This window comes from Niastella populi (assembly GCF_002078015.1).
Classification (GTDB): domain Bacteria; phylum Bacteroidota; class Bacteroidia; order Chitinophagales; family Chitinophagaceae; genus Niastella; species Niastella populi.
The window spans coordinates 471193-490404 of sequence record NZ_LWBP01000001.1 but is presented as its reverse complement, the minus strand read 5'-3'; the positions used below and the strand labels follow the sequence as shown (position 1 = coordinate 490404).

At 47.3% G+C, this 19212-nt stretch carries 15 protein-coding genes; 6 read left to right on the top strand and 9 right to left on the bottom strand.

Annotation, left to right across the window (positions count from 1 at the left end):
• Position 1: 1 nt before the first annotated feature.
• From A4R26_RS01885 to A4R26_RS01875, 3 genes are read left to right on the top strand one after another with little or no spacing between them, the layout of a single operon-like run.
• Positions 2–3208, top strand: coding sequence for a SusC/RagA family TonB-linked outer membrane protein (locus A4R26_RS01885; RefSeq protein WP_207625657.1), 3207 nt, complete (start codon positions 2–4; stop codon positions 3206–3208).
• Positions 3209–3217: 9 nt separating this feature from the next.
• Positions 3218–4699, top strand: a complete 1482-nt coding sequence (locus A4R26_RS01880; RefSeq protein ID WP_081159186.1) for a SusD/RagB family nutrient-binding outer membrane lipoprotein — start codon at positions 3218–3220, stop codon at positions 4697–4699.
• 10 nt (positions 4700–4709) lie between these two features.
• Entirely contained in the window at positions 4710–6224 is a 1515-nt protein-coding gene (locus A4R26_RS01875) for an alkaline phosphatase family protein (RefSeq protein ID WP_107685785.1), read from the top strand.
• An 89-nt stretch (positions 6225–6313) separates the two neighbouring features.
• Here A4R26_RS01875 and A4R26_RS01870 read toward each other — a convergent pair whose 3' ends face one another.
• Positions 6314–7234 carry a phage tail-like protein gene (locus A4R26_RS01870; protein ID WP_081159184.1) on the bottom strand — a complete coding sequence of 307 codons (921 nt, stop codon included), beginning with the start codon at positions 7232–7234 and terminating at the stop codon, positions 6314–6316.
• Between the two features lie 315 nt (positions 7235–7549).
• Between A4R26_RS01870 and A4R26_RS01860 the strand changes: the two genes are divergently transcribed.
• A complete protein-coding gene (locus A4R26_RS01860) occupies positions 7550–8551 on the top strand; it encodes a T9SS type A sorting domain-containing protein (protein WP_081159180.1) in 1002 nt (333 codons plus the stop codon).
• A 165-nt stretch (positions 8552–8716) separates the two neighbouring features.
• Here the strand turns inward: A4R26_RS01860 and A4R26_RS01855 are convergent, their stop codons facing one another.
• From A4R26_RS01855 to A4R26_RS01830, 6 genes are all read right to left on the bottom strand, one after another.
• Complete coding sequence (locus tag A4R26_RS01855; protein ID WP_081159178.1) at positions 8717–9658, bottom strand: hypothetical protein; 942 nt, start codon at positions 9656–9658, stop codon at positions 8717–8719.
• A complete protein-coding gene (locus A4R26_RS01850; protein ID WP_081159176.1) occupies positions 9658–10188 on the bottom strand; it encodes a GNAT family N-acetyltransferase in 531 nt (176 codons plus the stop codon). The genes A4R26_RS01855 and A4R26_RS01850 overlap by 1 nt, the downstream gene beginning before the upstream one ends.
• Positions 10189–10344: 156 nt before the next feature.
• Positions 10345–10650: an RNA-binding regulator gene (gene rbp, locus A4R26_RS01845; RefSeq protein ID WP_081159173.1), complete on the bottom strand. Its 306-nt coding sequence runs from the start codon at positions 10648–10650 to the stop codon at positions 10345–10347.
• 161 nt (positions 10651–10811) lie between these two features.
• Positions 10812–11063, bottom strand: coding sequence for a short-chain dehydrogenase (locus A4R26_RS01840; protein WP_081159171.1), 252 nt, complete (start codon positions 11061–11063; stop codon positions 10812–10814).
• Positions 11064–11090: 27 nt separating this feature from the next.
• Positions 11091–12353: a DEAD/DEAH box helicase gene (locus A4R26_RS01835; protein WP_081159169.1), complete on the bottom strand. Its 1263-nt coding sequence runs from the start codon at positions 12351–12353 to the stop codon at positions 11091–11093.
• A gap of 453 nt (positions 12354–12806) precedes the next feature.
• Positions 12807–13628 carry an OmpA family protein gene (locus A4R26_RS01830; protein WP_081159167.1) on the bottom strand — a complete coding sequence of 274 codons (822 nt, stop codon included), beginning with the start codon at positions 13626–13628 and terminating at the stop codon, positions 12807–12809.
• A 220-nt stretch (positions 13629–13848) separates the two neighbouring features.
• Between A4R26_RS01830 and A4R26_RS01825 the strand changes: the two genes are divergently transcribed.
• Entirely contained in the window at positions 13849–14679 is an 831-nt protein-coding gene (locus tag A4R26_RS01825) for a ThuA domain-containing protein (RefSeq protein ID WP_081159165.1), read from the top strand.
• On the opposite strand, the gene A4R26_RS01820 is transcribed toward A4R26_RS01825, so the two are convergent.
• Both A4R26_RS01820 and A4R26_RS35550 read right to left on the bottom strand, forming a co-directional pair.
• A complete protein-coding gene (locus A4R26_RS01820) occupies positions 14676–16295 on the bottom strand; it encodes a sensor histidine kinase (RefSeq protein ID WP_242674798.1) in 1620 nt (539 codons plus the stop codon). The two genes, A4R26_RS01825 and A4R26_RS01820, sit on opposite strands and share 4 nt — an antisense overlap.
• Positions 16296–16335: 40 nt before the next feature.
• A complete protein-coding gene (locus A4R26_RS35550; RefSeq protein ID WP_242674796.1) occupies positions 16336–17691 on the bottom strand; it encodes a GAF domain-containing protein in 1356 nt (451 codons plus the stop codon).
• 320 nt (positions 17692–18011) lie between these two features.
• On the opposite strand from A4R26_RS35550, the gene A4R26_RS01815 reads away from it, so the two are divergent.
• Positions 18012–19211: an NAD(P)/FAD-dependent oxidoreductase gene (locus A4R26_RS01815; protein WP_165760115.1), complete on the top strand. Its 1200-nt coding sequence runs from the start codon at positions 18012–18014 to the stop codon at positions 19209–19211.
• The last annotated feature ends 1 nt before the right edge of the window (position 19212 follow it).

The window sequence follows — 19212 nt, the reverse complement described above, 5'->3', positions numbered from 1 at the left end:
TATGAATGCAATTATTTATTTACCAAAACAATTCATCAGGGCAACCTGTATGCTGCTGTTAACGACATGCGCATCCATTGCACATGCACAGCTAAGCAACCCGGTTGCCACCGGTATCGTAAAGAACAGCAAAGGTGAAAGCCTTGCCAATGTAGCCGTATCTATGCACAACGAAAGCAATGACCCCGTGGCCAGCGGCCAAACCAATGAGAAAGGGATCTTCACCTTTACCGATCTGCCGGTAGGCGGCCCCTATCATTTTATTTTCAGTCACATCGGGTTTGTTTCAGATACCCTTGCCGGTTATAAGGTGCATGAAAAAACCAGGATCTCCCTGGCCGTTACCATGCGCCTGAAAAATGAAGAACTGAATACGGTAGTGGTAACCGCGCTGGGCATCCGCCGCGAAGAAAAATCGCTTGGTTATTCCGCCCAAACCGTTAAGGAAAACGCCGTTCAGGACGCCCGCACCAACAACTGGGTGAATTCGCTCTCTGGCAAAGTGGCCGGACTGAACATCCAGGGCGCCGGTGCAGGCCCCATGGGATCATCGCGCATTACGCTGCGCGGCGAAAGTTCGCTGAACCTCGACAATAACCAGGCGCTTATCATTGTCGATGGCGTACCGGTGAGCAAACGCATCACCGGCACCGGTTATTCATCACACCTTTCAGCAGATAACCCGGTCGATTTTGGTTCCGATCTTTCCGACATCAATCCCGACGATATAGAAAAAGTGACCATCCTGAAAGGTGCAGGCGCTACCGCCCTGTACGGCAGCCGCGCAGCCGGCGGCGCCATCCTGATCACCACCAAATCAGGATCAAAAAAAGTGAAAGGCATCGGCATTACCTACAACACCAACATCAGTATTGACCAGGTGAACCGCTGGCCCGATTATCAATACGAATACGGCGAGGGCAGAACCGATAAATACTACTCATACGGCAACAGCGCCGATGGCGCCAACACCAGTACTACCGTGGCTGCCGGCCGCGCCTTTGGCCCAAAATTCGCCGGACAGGAATATTTTCAATACAATCCCGATGCGCCCGATGGCAAACCCACCGTTCGTACACCGTGGGTTGCAGATAAAAACTATATCAAAGGATTTTTCAGAACAGGATTGACCATTACCAACAGCCTTGCCATTGAAGGCGGTAACGACAGGGGAACGGCACGCCTTTCGCTCACGCACATGAAAAATCAATGGATCCTGCCGAACACCGGGTACGAACGCATCAATGCTTCATTATCGGTTAACCAGCAGGTAAGCAACCGGCTTAAGATAAACGGTAAAGTGAATTACACCAACAAAAAAAGCGATAACCTGCCGGGTGCCGGTTACAATAACCAATCCATCATGTACTTCCTCATCATTGGCACGGCGCCCAATATCAGGCCCGCATGGTTCAAACCTTACTGGCAGCCGGGGCTGGAACATGTTAAACAAAGAAACCCGTTCAATTCCGGTCCCGACAACCCCTATCTCGACCTGTACGAGATGCTGAATAAGATGAACAAACACGGCGTTATCGGAACCCTGTCGGCCAATTATGAGATCAGTCCGAAACTGGAGCTGCAGGTACGCACGGGCACTGATCTTTCCTTCGAGTTCCGTTCACAACAACGGCCTTTCAGCATGACCAAATTTCCCAATGGTTCCTACCGTGAACAGAACATCTTCAATTATGAAGTGAATACCGATGCCCTGTTAACATATAACGACCGCTTCACTAAAGATCTCCGCTTCACATTGTCGGCCGGTGGCAACGCCATGCGTTCTACCTATGATTTTGCAGGCATGTATGCCGATCAGCTGGCGCAACCCGGCGTGTATATGATCAGCAACAGCCTCGACCCCGCCGTGGCCGATCCGCAAAAATCGAAAAAGGCCATCAACAGCGTATACGCATCAGGGCAATTGAATTTCCAGGAAAAGATCTTCTTCGATATAACAAGCAGGAACGACTGGTCGAGTGCATTACCCGCCGGAAGCAACTCCTACTTCTACCCTTCTTTCAGCACCAGCCTGTTATTAAATGAGATCTTTCGTTTACCGGCCAAAGTTTCCTTTGCGAAACTGAGGCTGAGCTGGGCGCAGGTGGGCAACGATACCGACCCGTACAAAACGGCAAAATACTATGACAAGATCTATAGTAACAACCTTACCAATCCCGGCACCATGTATAACCCCGATCTTAAACCGGAGATCACTACCAGTTATGAAGCCGGCTTTGACCTTCGTTTGTTCAACGGCCGTTTGGGCATCGACGCTACGGTGTATAACAACAACAGCCGCAACCAGATCATTGCCATCCCCGTTGACCCCGTTTCGGGTTATTCGAACAAAGTGGTGAATGCCGGTTTGATCAACAGCAGAGGCGTTGAGCTGGTGCTGAGCGGAAAACCGGTTGCGCATAAGAACTTCAGCTGGACCTCGACCCTGAACTGGAGCACGAACCGCAGTTATGTAAAAGAACTGGCCGAAGGCATAACCAGCCAGGTAATGTATGCACATAACAGTAACGTTACCATAGAAGCCAGGGTGGGCGGCCGTATGGGCGATATGTATGGCAAAGGGTTTTTGCGTGATGACCAGGGCAGGATCGTATATTCATCGGTTGGGTTGCCCGCCACCCTTGACCCCAATGTAAAAAAATGGGGCAATGCATTTCCCGACTGGCGGGCGGGCCTCATGAACGAATTCACCATTCATAATGTACGCGTAAGCATTTTGCTCGACGGGCAAAAAGGCGGCAGCATGTATTCCCAAACCAATCACAAGAACAATACGCTGGGTAAAACCAAGGTCACGCTGCCGGGCCGCGACGAAGGTATTGTAGGCGACGGCGTTGTGTGGGATGGCAGCAAGTATGTGCCCAATACCGTTAAAGTTACTGCAGCCAGTTATTACGAAACATATTACACGATCGGCAATGCAGAAACAAACATCTTCGACGCCTCGTACCTGAAGCTTCGCGAAGTGCGCCTTGAATACAATTTGCCCGGGAAGTGGGTAAGCAAACTGCATCTGCAGCAAACAAGCATAGCGTTGTATGGCCGCGACCTGTTCAACATTACCAGCTTCCCCGGCTTCGACCCCGAAGGAGGCAACCTGAACAGCGGCACCTTAACGCCCGGCGTTGAACTAACCCAGTTCCCTTCAGCAAGAACGATGGGTGTAAATCTTACAGTAAAATTTTAATCAGCAATTATGAAAACGCTTAAAAATATAGCCGGCCTGGTGTTATCAGTATCCCTGTTATCAACGGCCTGCACAAAAAATTTCGATGAGTTGAATAACGACCCCAACCGCCCGAAAGAAAGTACGCCGGGCGTAATGCTGGGCCAGTTGCAATACCGCATGGTGAACACGGCCATCAACGAAGGCCGTTTCTTTACGCATCAGCTGATGCAGGTAGATGCGCCCCGTTCGAGCAACAGCGGCGGCGGACTGCATCGGTACGTCATCAACCCCGGTGCAGCGGTATGGAACAATTTCTACCTGTATTTGACCGACATAGAAGATATATATGCCACTGCCGATAAACTGAATGAACCGAACTACAAAGCCATTGCCCTGGTTTATAAATGCTGGGCCTACTCCATTCTTACCGACCTGTATGGCGATGTTCCTTATTCAAAAGCAACCAACGGCGCCGAAGGCGATTTCCTGCCAGCTTTCGATAAGCAGTCGGCTATATATCCAAAACTGCTGGCCGATCTCGACCTTGCCAACAGCCTGTTTGTAAAGAAGGCCCTTACCTATGGTGGCGATATGTTGTACAATGCCAACCCCGCCGCTAAAGACCCTGCAGCCGCTGTAGTTAAATGGCAGAAGTTTGCCAACTCCCTCAAATTGCGTTTGCTGCTTCGGATACTCAAACGCGATGGTGATGTGAATGTAAGTGCACAAATAAATGATATCCTTGGCAACACCGCCTCCCGCCCGGTATTTACCGGTAATGAAGATGAAGCTATCTTCAAATATCCCGGCACATTTCCTTATTACAATCCTTTCTACAATACCCGCCAGCTCGAATGGCGCGACGGCGCGTATTTCAGCAAATTCTTTATGAACAAGCTCAATACCGACCGCGACCCGCGCAGAACGGTTTGGGCAACCAAAGTACCAAAGAATGGCGTAGACACTTTCAGCGGTATTGAAAGCGGTTATCCTACTTCTACCGAATATGCGGTAGGCGCCAATTCGAGTTATGTAGATGCCCTGAAAACCTACCAGGGCCTAGGTGTGATGATGACCTATTCCGAACTGGAATTTATTAAAGCGGAACTGGCGCTTCGCGGATTTACAACCGGCAGCACGCCCAAACAACATTATGAAAAAGGCATTGCCGCTTCCATGACCCAATGGGGCATAACCATGCCTGCCGATTTTACTACCCGCCCCGGTGTTGCCTGGAATGGCGGCGCCTCATTTGAAGGCCAGTTAGAGCAGATCATGCTGCAGAAATATATTGCCTATCTGTTTATGGATTACCAGTCGTGGTTCGAAAAAAGAAGGACCGGCTACCCGGTATTGCCAAGAGGCAACGGTATCCCCGCAGAAAATCAGTTTCCTTCAAGAGTGCCATACCCTTCTTATTTGCAATCGCTCAATGCGCAACACCTGGCAGAAGCCGTTGCGGGTATGGGCGGCGACAATACGGATATCAAAGTATGGTGGGATAAATAAATTATATTTAATGATACACAACATGAATAAGATCCTCATTGCGATAATAACGGCAAGCACGCTACTGCAGGCATCGGCGCAAACCAAACAACCGGAAACCAGAACGCTGATCGTGTTCTTTGATGGCCTGCGCCCCGATTATATTACACCTGAAGCAATGCCCAATCTGCATGCTTTTAAAAAACGCAGCGCTTATGGCAAATCGCATCACAGCGTATTTCCAACTGTAACCCGGGTGAACTCAGCCTCCTACGCTACCGGCAGTTATCCCGTAACACACGGGCTGATGGGCAACGCTGTATTCTTTCCCGAAGTGGTCAACAACAAAAGCCTGAACACCGGGGATGCGGAAGATCTTTTTAAGATCGGCGAAGCCACCGGGGGCAAATTGCTCACCACTACTTCACTGGGTGAGATATTGCAATCGCTGGGTAAGAAAATGATGGTATTCAGTTCGGGTTCTACCGGTCAGGCCTATTTACAAAACCACACTATCAGCGGCGGAGCCATCATTAACCCGGCCATGATCTTACCGGCCACCATAAAAGACAGTATCTTTAAAGACCTTGGCCCTGTACAAGCCGGCGGCAAACACAAATGGGTGACCGATGCGCTGATAAAATATGGATTGAGTGATGACGGTCCACTCGTTAGCGCCATCTGGTATTCAGACCCTGATGGCAGTGCGCATGCCAAAGGAATTGGTTCGCCCGAAGCAATGGCCAGCATCAAAACTGTGGATGCTGAGTTTGGCAGAATTGTAGCTGAACTGGAAAACAAAGGACTGACGCGATACAATAACATTCTTATTTCAACAGATCATGGTTTTACAACGCATGTTGGGCAAAACACCAAAAGCCTGAACCAGCTCCTGATCGATAACGGGTTTAAACAAAGCGCCACTTCCGATGATGTGGTAACGGCCGGCGGCGCCATTTATATCAAAAACCACGATCCTGAGCTTATAAAGAAGATAGTGACTGTATTGCGCCCGCTCGAATATATAGGCGCTATTTTCACCAAAGGCGTTAAAGCCGGCGATACAAAAGGATTTGTAGAAGGGACGCTGAGTTTTGAAACCATCCACTGGAACCATAGCCGCGCCGCAGATATCCTGGTCGATGCCAACTGGGACGATCGTAAGAACAGCGCCGGTTATGCAGGCGCCACCTTTCTGCCCGGCGTAGCAGGGCACGGCAGCATCAGCAACTGGGACATTCATATACCGTTGATCGTATCGGGACCGGCCTTCAAAAATACGTTTGAAAGCGAACTGCCTACCTCCAATGTAGACCTGGCGCCAACGGTTCTGTACACACTTAACATTCCCGTTCCCGCCACAATGGACGGACGGATAATGAATGAGTTCCTGCGTAAACCTGCGCCCGGCGCCATTACCAAAGCCAAAAAGGAAACCATTGTAACAACGGCCGGTTATGCCGGCGGCACGTATAAACTTACGCTGGAGAGAACCGTGCTGGGCAAGTACCGGTATGTAGATAGGGCGAGAACGGAAAGAAAGTAATTATCGACCGTAATAAGTTGGGTCATCCGCCATTGGCAGATGACCCACTTTTATTTAGAGTACACCCCTGATATTTTCTTCCAATGCCCCTACCGCACCTTCGCACAATTACAAAAGACAACCATGGCCCTGCTGCGGCTGCTGGTATTATCTACCATGATCCGCCACGTGGTGGTTGGTGCTGAAGGATCGGGACCATTGTACGCCAGCTCGATGTCGCTCACCGCACTGTTATAATCACGATGGCCGCCGCCGCCGGTGATCAACCGGTAACCGGGCGGACAGGACACAGTTCCATAGCCGTAGCTATTTCCAGAGATAGAGAAATCATATCTGGTGGTTTTAAGATCGACAAGGAAAACACCTGAGGCTTTAATATTGCCATCTACATCCAGCGCTTCGGTGGGCGCATCTGACTTATTGATGCCCACCTTGCCGTCAACCGCTATAATATGGTTTGCATTGTTTCCGTTACTTTGAAGCACAAAAGCCCCGGGAACAGCACTGGCAGATCCGTTTACACGAAATGACCAGGAGGCGTTATTTGAAGTATTGCGTATTACCATCCCTGTTAATAATGAATTGGAAGACCTGATCTCCATTGGGATTGACAGGCTGGTGTTATTACCTGCAAGCAGGAAACCGCCAATAGTGCCGTTTCCTGAAATATTGAATCCGCTGTTTAGCTGCTGCGTTTGCTGGTTACGGATAAAATTACCCGACTCCGATGAAGCCACGCGCACCCATTGCGGTGCAAAACTGGTTCCCATATTAATATATAATCCCGTGCCATAAGCTGACGAGGGATTCACGTTAAATATCATCAGGCCATTTGCCGGGGCAGCAACGGCAGCCACATCAATCCGTGGTATCAACAGGCCTTTATTGCTACTTTGAATGTCGAGCGCAGCACTGGCATTTGGCTGGCTGGTCCCTATGCCTACGCTCTGGCCATAGGTGGTTGAAATTAAAAGTAATGCACAACATGTACTTATAAATATACGGTTCATACCCTTGTATTTATTTTGAGATTTGAAAGTTTATACCAATGGCTTTTGCGAAGGACCTGGAGATGAATGCTGCGACACAGCGATGCAATATTATAAATACTTTGAAGCGGTAATGGAGCCCTTGTATGCAAACGGCGGGAATTTGTATGTGAACGACGGAATTAAAACGAAGGCGAAAAACAGACCTGCCTGTTGCCCATTTCCTGTTGCCAATTGATTACGCCGTTCACATACAAAATATGGTTGCTTACATACAATTGCTCTCTGTACCGCGCAATGACACCGTAGGTTTGCATTTTGTTAATCACAAGTTGTATGCGGAATTTATTCTTCTTAACCATATTGTTATTACCGGCTGCAGTTTCGGCACAGAGCAGCCTGTACCTTACACCCGGTGCCACATTTTATATTGAAGCCGGCACAGCGGTTGCTGTCGACAGCCTGGTACTGACGCCATCAGGCGCATATACCATTACCGGTGTCAACGGTTTACAACGGTCGGCCACTCCATTGCACAATGGCAGCAATCCGCATATCAGCCGGGTATATCAATGGAACAATTCGCTTGCACCGTTTACCGGTGATGTTACTATCTATTATCGCGATACGGAATTGAACGGCCTTGGTGAGAACGTATTGGCCCTTAACGTGCACAATGGAAGCGGGTGGAACGCCTATATCACAAATGTCATTCGCAACGGCACCGGCAACTTTGTTACCACCACCCTTTCGGGTATTGCCCTGAATGAACTTACATTGGGAACAGCAGCCTCAGGCCCGCTGCCCATGGTATGGCTCGATGTGTATGCACAACGCCGCAACGGACTTATACAAATAAGCTGGAAAACCGCCGATGAAGACAATTGCGCCAATTACCAGGTTGAAAAAAGCGCGAATGGCACCAACTGGACCAATCTCGGCAATACGATAAAAGCGAATAATACGACAGGTCCCAATAACTATTCCCTTAACGACAATAACCTGCCTGCAGCCATCAGTTTCTATCGCGTGCGCCAGAACGACCTCGATGGTAAGTATACTTATTCAAAAACCGTTGCCGTTAAAAACGACCAGCCGGGCGATGTTTGGCTGTATCCGGTTCCGGCCGGCAATGTGCTTACTGTAGTGGCCGGTGGTAACCTGCAGTTGAGATCGGTGAATATTTATAATACGGCGGGCAGCCTGGTAGCATATGCTAAACCACAACACACTGCCTCGTATACGATCAACGTGCAGCAGCTGGCGGCCGGAACCTATTCGGCAGTGATCGTGTTGAGTGACGGTACTGCTACTACCAGGACCTTTATTAAAAGATAATACAGAGACGTTTAAATAGAGAAAGCAACAACATATACAGGGCCCCCGATTCCTCGGGGGCCGTTGCTGTTTGCTAAATCAGGCCTTATCATATATTGAAGCCTGGTCGTTACGCCCTGGGGTAAAAGAGGTGGTTTCATTTTCAAATACAACTTTACTCATACCTTATAACAATCCTTCTTCAAGTTTATTCAGCAATTCAAGTCCGAACCCGGCAATAAAAAAGCGCTCTTTTTTATTATTGAGCATCTGTTGGGTCCAGTCGACGAACCCGCCATCGGCAATTTCAAAGTGACGCTGTTTTACAGTTATATCAGCCTTGAACTGAATTCCTTTATAATAACTGTTTTTACCGGGTTGTTCATCCACGGTCACTTCCATACCGGCGAAGTTGTTTTGAAGATACGCCAAAACCGCAGGAATGAAATGCGAAGGGTATCCTTCTCTTTGCTGCAGGCGGAACCGTACTTTACCGGTATTGAACACCGTCGTAAGCACATCGCTCAACGCACTGAAATGATCGCCAAGCGCCTTTTTCTCAAATGCAAAGTTACCGGTATCGACGCCCGATGAAACCAGGCAGCCGATCGTAAAGTGCGGTGCAAAGCCTTTTACATTGAATTGCTGCGCCCGTACATGCCGTTGCACCGTACAATGTTTTATATGCGCCGATGAAGCTGTTTGCTTTTGCCTTTTCTTCTGACTACAAATATGCAGGGCCAGCGCATTGGTAGCGTCGGACAACACCTCGCAATTGCGAAGGGCGGAAACCACTTTATTCTGATCAACGGTACCCACAACCGAACTGGTTCCCAACTGGCTCAGCGGCGACATTTGCAAAGGGATGAAACCATGGCCCTGTAAATTTTTAAGCGTAAGCAGGGATTGTTCCATGAGGCGGATGAAATCGGTTTCCGCCGGTTGCACAAAACGGTTCTTCTCATATTGCTTCAACAATTCGGGGGCGGTCAGTTGTTTTGTTCTGCGCGCAAATACTTCCAGCAACAGGGAGTTACAATCGGCGCCCGGCAATTGCCCTGCCAGCAGGTCGATCAACTGATGGTTACCTGTACGTTGCGCTATTTTGTTCGCTAGTTTTTCCGGCATCAGCTTTTTAATTTTGCCATTAAGATATCATCGATCAGTTCTTTGTTTTTGATCGATCCTTTTTTGCGTATTCCTTCTATTTCGAAGCCATTGTTCAGCAGGGCCTTTTTAGAAGCCTCATTATGTATGAATACATGCGCGAATATGCGCACCACCGGCAGTTGACTGAACACATACCGGCAAACAAGCCCGATGGCTTCAGTGATGATCCCGCGCTTTCGAAAGGCAGCGCCCAGCCAGAAACCTATTTCGGCGGAATGCCGGTAAATATCATCCTGCAGGGTTACGCTTATAACGCCGGCCAGCTGCCCGTTTTCAAAAATACCCCAACTTTTTAAATGGTTATCCCCTGCGGCAAAATGTATGAAGTTCCGCGCATGGGCAATGGTATAGGGATGTGGGAATGCATCACGTATAAAAGGTACTATAGAGGCATCATTGGCTATAGAAGCAAGCGCCGCTGCATCGGCCGGCAATAAAGGCCGCAACACGATACCGCGCTGACCGGTAATTTCAACAGATTGTTCCATATGCAAGTTTACCCAATATCAGCCACACAGTCGGTGCAAGAAATGTACAAAATCAATGGCGCTCCCAAACATCATATAAATAAAAAACCCTCAGCCTGGGGGCTGAAGGTTTCAAATTATTTTTTAATCATGTCGATATAAAAGCATTATCGGCTTCTACCATCTGGAACCACGGTTGCCGCCACGACCACCGCCGCCACCAAAAGAGTTTCCTCTGTCGGTTTTGGGTCTTGCAACGGAAACAGAGATATTTCTGCCCTCAACGTCTTTTCCTTCCAGACCCTGAATGGCCTTTTTTCCTTCTTCCTCAGAAGACATTTCAACAAAAGCAAAACCGCGTGATCTGCCAGTTTCTCTGTCTGTTATTACTTTCGCAGAGGTAACGTTACCATAAGCCGAAAATAATTTAATTAGGTCATCATCATTAACATGAAACCCTAAGTTTGAGACATACAAATTCATTACTGTAAAATTAAAAAGTGATAAATGAACTGAGAACGCACAAAAAGTAGAAGCTTATTTTAACAAATATCGTTTCAAATACTTTAGTGTAAAACTCAATTGTCGTTATTAAAGATAACTCTTTTACAAGAGTATACCAACTTAAATTGTTAACCAGCTATTTAAGGGTTTGAAAGCCTGGTGAACTCAGAGCCGCTAAACATTCTAGCCAGGCTCATATCTTTCGACTTCTGGTAGTTTTCAATGTTCACCTCGCCAACTATCCGCCAAAAATTCTTTGCCTTTAACTCCCCGTAATCGGCTGATGTTATAAATATTCCTACAATGGGTTTTCTTCCCTTAAAACTAACCTTAACCGGTGTTTTATCGAGGTAATTTTGCTGGAGGAACTTTTCAATCTGAACGTTTGTCATAAAATAAACATTTGCTATATAAGATATTTATTGTACTACTCTGGTATTAAAACGGCCCGGGCGTTTGTTGTCACGTGAAAAACGCTTTGCCGGTTTCGGTTTGGCCATTTCATAAGGCGTTCTGGCCTGTTTTCTAAGGTCGTTATTAACCGGGGCATCCTTAAATGGATGATCACCTTCTACCGGTATCAAACAACTTGTTAATTTTTGAATATCCTTCAGGTATGCTTTTTCTTCCCGGTCGCAGAAAGAAATGGCTATACCGCTGGCGCCTGCACGCCCCGTGCGGCCTATCCGGTGCACATACGTTTCAGGTACGTTAGGTAACTCAAAATTAATAACATGGCTCAACTCATCAATATCTATGCCTCTTGCTGCAATATCTGTTGCAACCAGTACTTTAATTTGTTTTAGCCTGAACTGGTGCAGGGCTTTCTGCCGCGCCTGCTGCGATTTGTTGCCGTGAATGGCTTCTGCCCTTATGCCCGACCGGTTCAATTCTTTGGCAACCCTGTCGGCCCCGTGTTTGGTGCGGGTAAATACCAGCGCCATGGGAATATCGGTATTGGTCAACAGATGCAGTAACAAAGCGGGTTTATTTTTCTTTTCAACAAAACAAACCGCCTGTTGTATGGTTTCGGCAGTGGTTGCAACCGGGGTTACTTCCACTTTCAACGGGTTGATCAACAGAGAATCGGCCAGCCTACGAATGTCGGGCGCCATCGTTGCCGAAAAGAAAAGCGTTTGCTTTTGCCTGGGAGTTTTGGCAATGATCTTTTTTACATCGTTTACGAAACCCATATCCAGCATACGGTCTGCTTCATCGAGCACCAGTAATTTCAGATCACCAAGCCTTACTACATTCTGGTTGATCAGATCGAGCAAACGGCCGGGTGTAGCAACCAAAATATCAACACCTCTTCTCAGTGCGTTTACCTGCGTCCATTGTGACACACCGCCAAAAACCACGGTATGGTTTATACCGGTGAACTTACCATATGCCTCAAAGCTTTCCTGTATCTGCATGGCCAGTTCACGCGTAGGTGTTAACACCAACGCTTTTATCGTATTGGGTTGTTTAACCGTTTGTTTGTGTTCATGTATTAACTGAAGAACCGGAATAGCAAAAGCTGCGGTTTTACCGGTACCTGTCTGGGCACAGCCAAACAGATCTTTACGTTGAAGTATGATAGGTATAGACTGTTCCTGGATGGGAGTAGGATTTGAATAACCTTCGTTTCTAAGCGCCTTTAAGATCGGCTCTATAATTTTTAACTTTTCGAATGACAATTTTTGAAATTTTAATGAAAAATGATGGTAAGCTGCCTTCAAGACACATACCGGGCTTACGCTCTTACCTTCACAAATGTTGAACAGCGAGAAATCAAGATAGGTGCAGGACGGAAATAAGTTGCGCAAAGGTACAACATTAAAATGGCCTGGTAAAATCAATCTGTTATCAACATAACTAATTCATTAAAAACCAGTTACCTCTGCAAAACAACAAAACAGCCTGTTTTTATGAATTTCCCGCCCACCAAAATCATAGCAGGTATGCCATCAACTTAACACCGATTTTTTTTAACCGCCCCTTCTTTTTTATCCTGTTTAGCCGGGTTTGCCCTTTGGATCTTGGGTTCTGCCTTCTGCCTTTATGCCTTTAGCCTTATGCCTTTAGCCTTACGCCTTACGCCTTATGCCTTTAGCCTGTAGCTTTATGCCTTTAGCCTTTAGCCTTGTGCCTTATTTCGCTACCACTTCTACCCTTCTGTTCTTCGCCTTTTTCTCATCGGTATTATTGGCTGCAACCGGCGCCAGCGGGCCAACACCATCGGGTATCAACCGGGTTTTGCTGATCTTGTATTTACTCACCAGTTCATTCACCACGGCTGCGGCTCTTTCTTTCGACAATTTTATATTATGCAGGTAATCGCCTGTATTATCGGTATGGCCTACAATGAAAACTGTAATGGAGGGATTAGCTGTCAGAAATCCGGCAATTGAGGTAAGCGTAGGGGTTGATTCCGGCTTCAGGATGGCTTTATCAGTATCGAAATAAATCCCATATAACGGGATCTTACCATCTTCGCGGATCGTTTTGTTAATTTCATCAGCCGTTACCGCTACATCCTGCCGCATGGAAGCTTCTTTAACCGTTTCGAGCCAGTACCAGCCACTGCCATCGGTATATACTCTTATCCAGTATACATCACCCGATTTGATCAGCTTTCCATACACGCCTTTTCCGCCGTTATACAACACTTCACCACCGGCCTTTGTAATGGCATTTACATAATTCTGGTAGATCTGAACCTCTGAAGGACGGGCATTGAAATCGCCGGTAAATGAAAACGCCGCTTTCATAAATTCGCCAGCTTTCTGAAAATAGGTTTCGCCTTTTTTATCTTTTTTATACAGCTCCAGCTTTTCGAACTCTTTGCTTTCGCAGGAATTCATTTTATGATTGGCCAAACTGTTAAATATTGGTGTGCAATTATTTTGTGCATAACCAACCTGAACGAATACAACTAATATGGCTGTTTGTAATATCAGTTTCCTGGTCATAATAGATATAGGCGTTTTATTTAATAATAGGTTGCTACGATCGCTAAAATATTATAAAAATCCATTAGACGCATTATAAATGGAATTATTACACTTTGCCTGACAATATTATCGTTAAGCTTTACCACCTTGTTAACCTGTAACTTCATCGGGCAGGCTCTGTCAACCTATCAACCGTCAATCAATTATCCTTACCTTCGGTTTACGCAACTCTCACAGCATGCCATATACCCGTTACCTGGTCATTGTATTGCTTCTGTTTGTGCTTCCGTTCACTCGTGTTACGGCTCAACAAAAAGCAAAATTCAACGTCATTGCATTTTATACCGCCAAAAACGACATGGCGCATATCAGCTTTGTTCATGAGGCTAACCGGTGGTTTGCAAAACAGGCGGCAATATATCATTTCCGGTACGATTCAACCAACGACTGGAACCGGTTGAACGCAACCGAACTTTCAAAATACCAGGTGGTTGTTTTTTTAGATACCCGGCCCAACGATCCCGCACAACGCACCGCGTTCGAGCACTATATGCGAAATGGCGGCGCCTTTTTAGGTTTTCATTTTGCCGGTTTTGCACTAACACCTTCCACCTATCCGCAGAACTGGAACTGGTACCATAACGAGCTCCTGGGTTCCGGCCAATATGCAGGCAATACCTGGCGGCCAACGGCAGCGGTATTACGGGTAGAAAAAAAGAAGCATCCGGTCACCCGGCATGTACCGGTCACCTTCAGCTCGGCGCCCAATGAATGGTATAAATGGGAGAAAGACCTGCGGCAAAACCCTGATATAGAGATCCTGTTGTCGATAGATTCAACCAGTTTTCCGCTGGGCACCGGCCCCAAACAGCACGAGATCTGGCGCAGCGGGTATTACCCCGTGGTATGGACGAACAGGAAATACAAAATGCTGTACCTGAATATGGGGCATAACGATATCGACTACGAACATGGCACCAATAAAGAATTATCCTTCACATTCGACAGTAAAGAACAGGGCAAAATGATCATCGACGGTTTGTTGTGGCTGGCCGGCCGCGCCCGTTAATCGGGCAGGAAAATATGAATGGTGGCGCCTTCGTTCTCCCTGCCTTCGGCGGTAATGAAACCATTATGGTTCTCTACCACTTTTTTGGCTATTGACAGTCCGATCCCCGTTCCTTCATAATCCCTTCTGCCATGCAGCCGCTGAAACAGCCCGAAGATTTGTTCATTGAATTTGGGATCGAAACCGGCGCCATTATCGGCAACGGATATCTGCCAGTATTTTTTCTCCCTGTTGGCGGTTGGCTGCGGAAGCGTATGCCCATCGACCTTTCCAACGCTGATCTGAATATATGGCGTTATACCGGGCCGCGCGAACTTGATGGAGTTGGTGATAAGATTGGTAAATAGTTGTTTGAACTGAAATGGAATGATCGATAATTCGGGAAGCGATTCGCAGGCTATTATAGTGCCGGTAGACGAAATGCGCTCATACAACTCCTGCTTCACCTCCGTTACCAGTTTATTCAGGTTCGTTCTTTCGAAATGTTTTTGAGAAGTATTGGTGCGGGAATAGGTAAGCAGGTCATTTATCAATAGCTGCATTCTGCTGGCGGCATTGTCCATTCGCTGAAAGAAGTTCTTGCCCTCTTCACTAAGCACATGCACTTCCTTTTCCATTATGCGTTTGCTGAACATCTGGATCTTGCGTAAGGGTTCCTGCAAATCGTGACTGCTTACATAGGCAAATGAGGTGAGCTCTTCGTTCATCTTGGTAAGCTCCCGGTTCATATCTTCCAGCTGCTGCGCGTATTTCTTTTGCTCGGCCACATCGATCAGCGCTTCGGCCCTTAGTTGCTGGGTCTTTATCTGGGAAGCGATGCGCGAAATAAGTTCTTTTGCAGAAAAGGGTTTAGTAAGATAATCATCTGCACCAGTTTCCCAGCCAACGATCTTCGATTCTTCCCCGGCCCGGGCTGTAAGCAAAATTACCGGTATATGGGCTGTGGCCCTGTTGCCTTTTATTTCTTTCAGCAACCCGATACCATCCAACACCGGCATCATAACATCACTAACTACCAGGCCGGGTTTCTGTTCGCGGATCTTCTGTAATGCATCCTGGCCGTTTACGGCGGTAACCACATTGAACTGATTCGACAGGATCATCTGAATATGCTCCCGCATATCTGCATTATCATCTGCTACCAGCACCAGGGGCAATGATTTCTTTTCAGCCGCGTCGGTTGCTTCCGGCGCTTTTACCAGCAAGATGCCCGCCTCTTCTACATACATGTTGAAGGCCTGGGTTTCCTCATCCTCCGGACGCGTTGTTATTTGCGCTGCCGGCAAATGATCTTTACCAAGGGGTATTTTTACAATAAACGTGCTGCCCACATTCAGTTCGCTTTCAACACCGATCTCCCCTTTATGCAACAGCACCAGTTCCTTTATTAGCGATAACCCGATGCCCGTGCCCTCGAAGGTTCTTCCCGTCACCTGCTGAACCCGGTGAAAACGTTCGAACATATGCGGAAGCTCTGCCGCGGGAATGCCTACGCCGGTATCTTTTATTTTCAGCACCAGAAAATGCGCTTCAGAACCGATCTCTACCGTTATACTTCCTTTAAGCGTATACTTGAATGCATTTGATAACAGGTTAAAGACTATTTTCTCCCACATCGACCGGTCGATATATACCGGTTGATCCACTTCACCGGTTTTAACGATCAACTGCAGCCCCGCTTTCTCCATCACCGATTCGAAATTGGCGGCCAGCTTTCTTGTGAATGAAACAATATCGGTAAGCGCATAACTTGCCTGGTGCCGGCCCGATTCTATACGGCTGAAATCGAGCAGGGTATTCACCAGTTTGAGCAAACGCAATGCATTGCGGTGCGCCGTTTCTACATTGTTTATCTGTTGCGTTAAGGCTTCCATGCTGCTGATTGATCAGTTCTTCCAGCGGGCTCAGGATAAGCGTGAGCGGCGTTCTGAACTCGTGGCTGATATTGCTGAAGAAAACGGTTTTGGCCTTATCTATCTCTTCAAGCGCTGCTGCGCGTTTTCTTTCCTCTTCCAGTGTGAGCATCTTGTTTATTTCCAACGAAACCCGCTCCCCTACCAGTTCACAGAACTGCAGATACCCCTCATCGAATTGCCGGTATGGGTTAAGCGCAGCAAACAGGATTGCATAAGGATGGTTACTGCCTGCCGCACCGACAGGAATATATATAAACTGACTGGCGGCCTTTCTCCAGGCCCCTTTCGGAATATCATCCTGCGGTTTTGTTATGCCCGAAACGATTACCTTATTGGTTCTGAAAGCCTGAACAAAATCGCTGGTAATATCAGTTGGGTTTTGCAGGTCGATCACCTCCGGTAAAACATACTGGTTGCCGTTGGTACCTGTGGCGGCTGCGGCAACAGCATTGCAGCCGTTCCTTTCTATATCATATATTATTGCAAAAGGAAAATCTTTATTATTCTTTCCCAGCGCTTCGGCCACGTACCGGTAAATTGAGTTGAGTGATTTTTCATCAAAAGCGATCGATCCGAGATCGCGCAGCGTCTGCAACCTTCTTTCATTGATAACGCGTTCGGTGTTTTCCGAACAAACGCAAAAAATACCCTTTACCTTACCATCGTCGCCCGGGGCCGGGCTATAACTGAACGACACATATACTTCTTCCTGGTACCCCTTTCGTTCCATTATAAAAAAGAACGATTCGTCATACGTGCCTTCATTCCGTTCAACACTTTTTATTTTGGACACCAGCTGGTCCCAGATCTCAAACCAGATATCCTGCGCCCGGGCGCCTACCCCTGCAGGATGCTTTTTTCCCATTATTTGCGCATAGCTGTCATTGTAGATCGCATTGAGCGAAGGCCCCCACCATACGAACATTGGCTGAGCCGAGGTAAGAATGATACGAACGCAGGTCTTTAAACTTTGTTCCCAGGTTTCGGGATCGCCTAATGGCGTTTTTGACCAGTCGAAATTTCTAATCCTTTCACCCATTTCTCCGCCTCCTGATAAAAAATCCAACCGGCTTGATATAGCAAAATTTTTATTCATGATACTTATGCCTGGATACTCAGCATTTTTTTTACAATTTAGGATAATAATGATCCACCACAGCTTGGGCAATAAGTTTCCCACCTAAGGTTTATTACGGACGTATCCGTGTAGTCATTCTGCAACTAACCAGGCGTTGAATTTTGTTCTGATCGTCTCTCAAATCTGTAATATCATCTTTGAATTATTCTCTTCAGATCAACCGGCCTGAAGCAACAATTTCAAATGATATGCCACCAGCGCTGGCACATTTCTTTTTAATTATGCATGACCCATACATACGCCGGGTAAAACAGGGAATTCCCCCAAAAAATAAACTTATGGACCTCAGATCAGACTACCCATTTTGGTTACTCGACAAAGGCATTATTCACTCTTATCCCTCATTGCAACATGATATAAAAACCGATGTGGTTATTATGGGCGCCGGCATCAGCGGCGCACTTACGGCCTGGTACCTGTGCCATGCGGGGTTTAAAACGTTGATCGTCGATAAACGCCATGTGGGTATGGGCAGCACTGCGGCAAGTACCGCTCTGCTGCAATATGAAATAGATACGCCGCTCGGCGAACTCATCGGCAAACGCGGCGAGCAGGATGCCGTAAGAAGTTACCTGCTTTGCTTAAAAGCCATCACCGACCTCGAGGAGATCTGCGGAAACTGGGAAGAAACCGCCTTTACAAGAAGACCCAGTTTGCAATATGCTTCTTATAAAAAAGATGTTTCCCTGTTACAAAAGGAGTATAAGTTGCGCAAACAATATGGCATAGCCGTAAATTACCTTGATAAAGCAGCGCTCAGCAACAAGTTTGGTTTCGAAAAAGAAGCGGCCATTCTTTCACGCGATGCAGCCGAAGTAAAAGCATATAGTTTAACGCATGCATTGCTGCATCGCAGCCGCCCGATGGGACTTGAGATCTATGATCATACGAAGATCAGTAATTTCAGTGAGAACAGGAACGGTGTTGAACTGTTAACGGAAAGCGGCAAAAAGATCAAAGCCCGAAAACTCGTCATTGCCTGCGGTTATGAATCGGCCCGTTACATTCCGCAAAAGATCCAAAGCCTGCAATCGACCTACGCCATCATTAGCGAACCAGCTACCAGCAATCATCACTGGCACCAGAATGCCCTCATCTGGGAAACGGCCCGCCCCTATTTGTACCTGCGCACAACCGATGACAACCGCATTCTGATCGGTGGCAAAGACGATGATTTCAGCGACCCGCAAAAACGCGACAAAGCCCTGCCGGTTAAAGCCAAAGCACTGGAAGCAGCCTTTAAAAAACTTTTTCCGCACATCCCTTTCCGCATCGATTTCAAATGGGCCGGCATATTTGCTTCCACCAAAGACGGGTTGCCTTATATCGGTAATTTACCCGGTAAACCGCATACCTATTTTGCTTTGGGCCTTGGCGGCAATGGCATCACCTTCAGTATTCTGGCAGCGCAGATCATCACCCGCCTCGCGCTTGGCCTCCACGACGACGATGCCCGTTTATTTGGTTTCAACCGCTGAC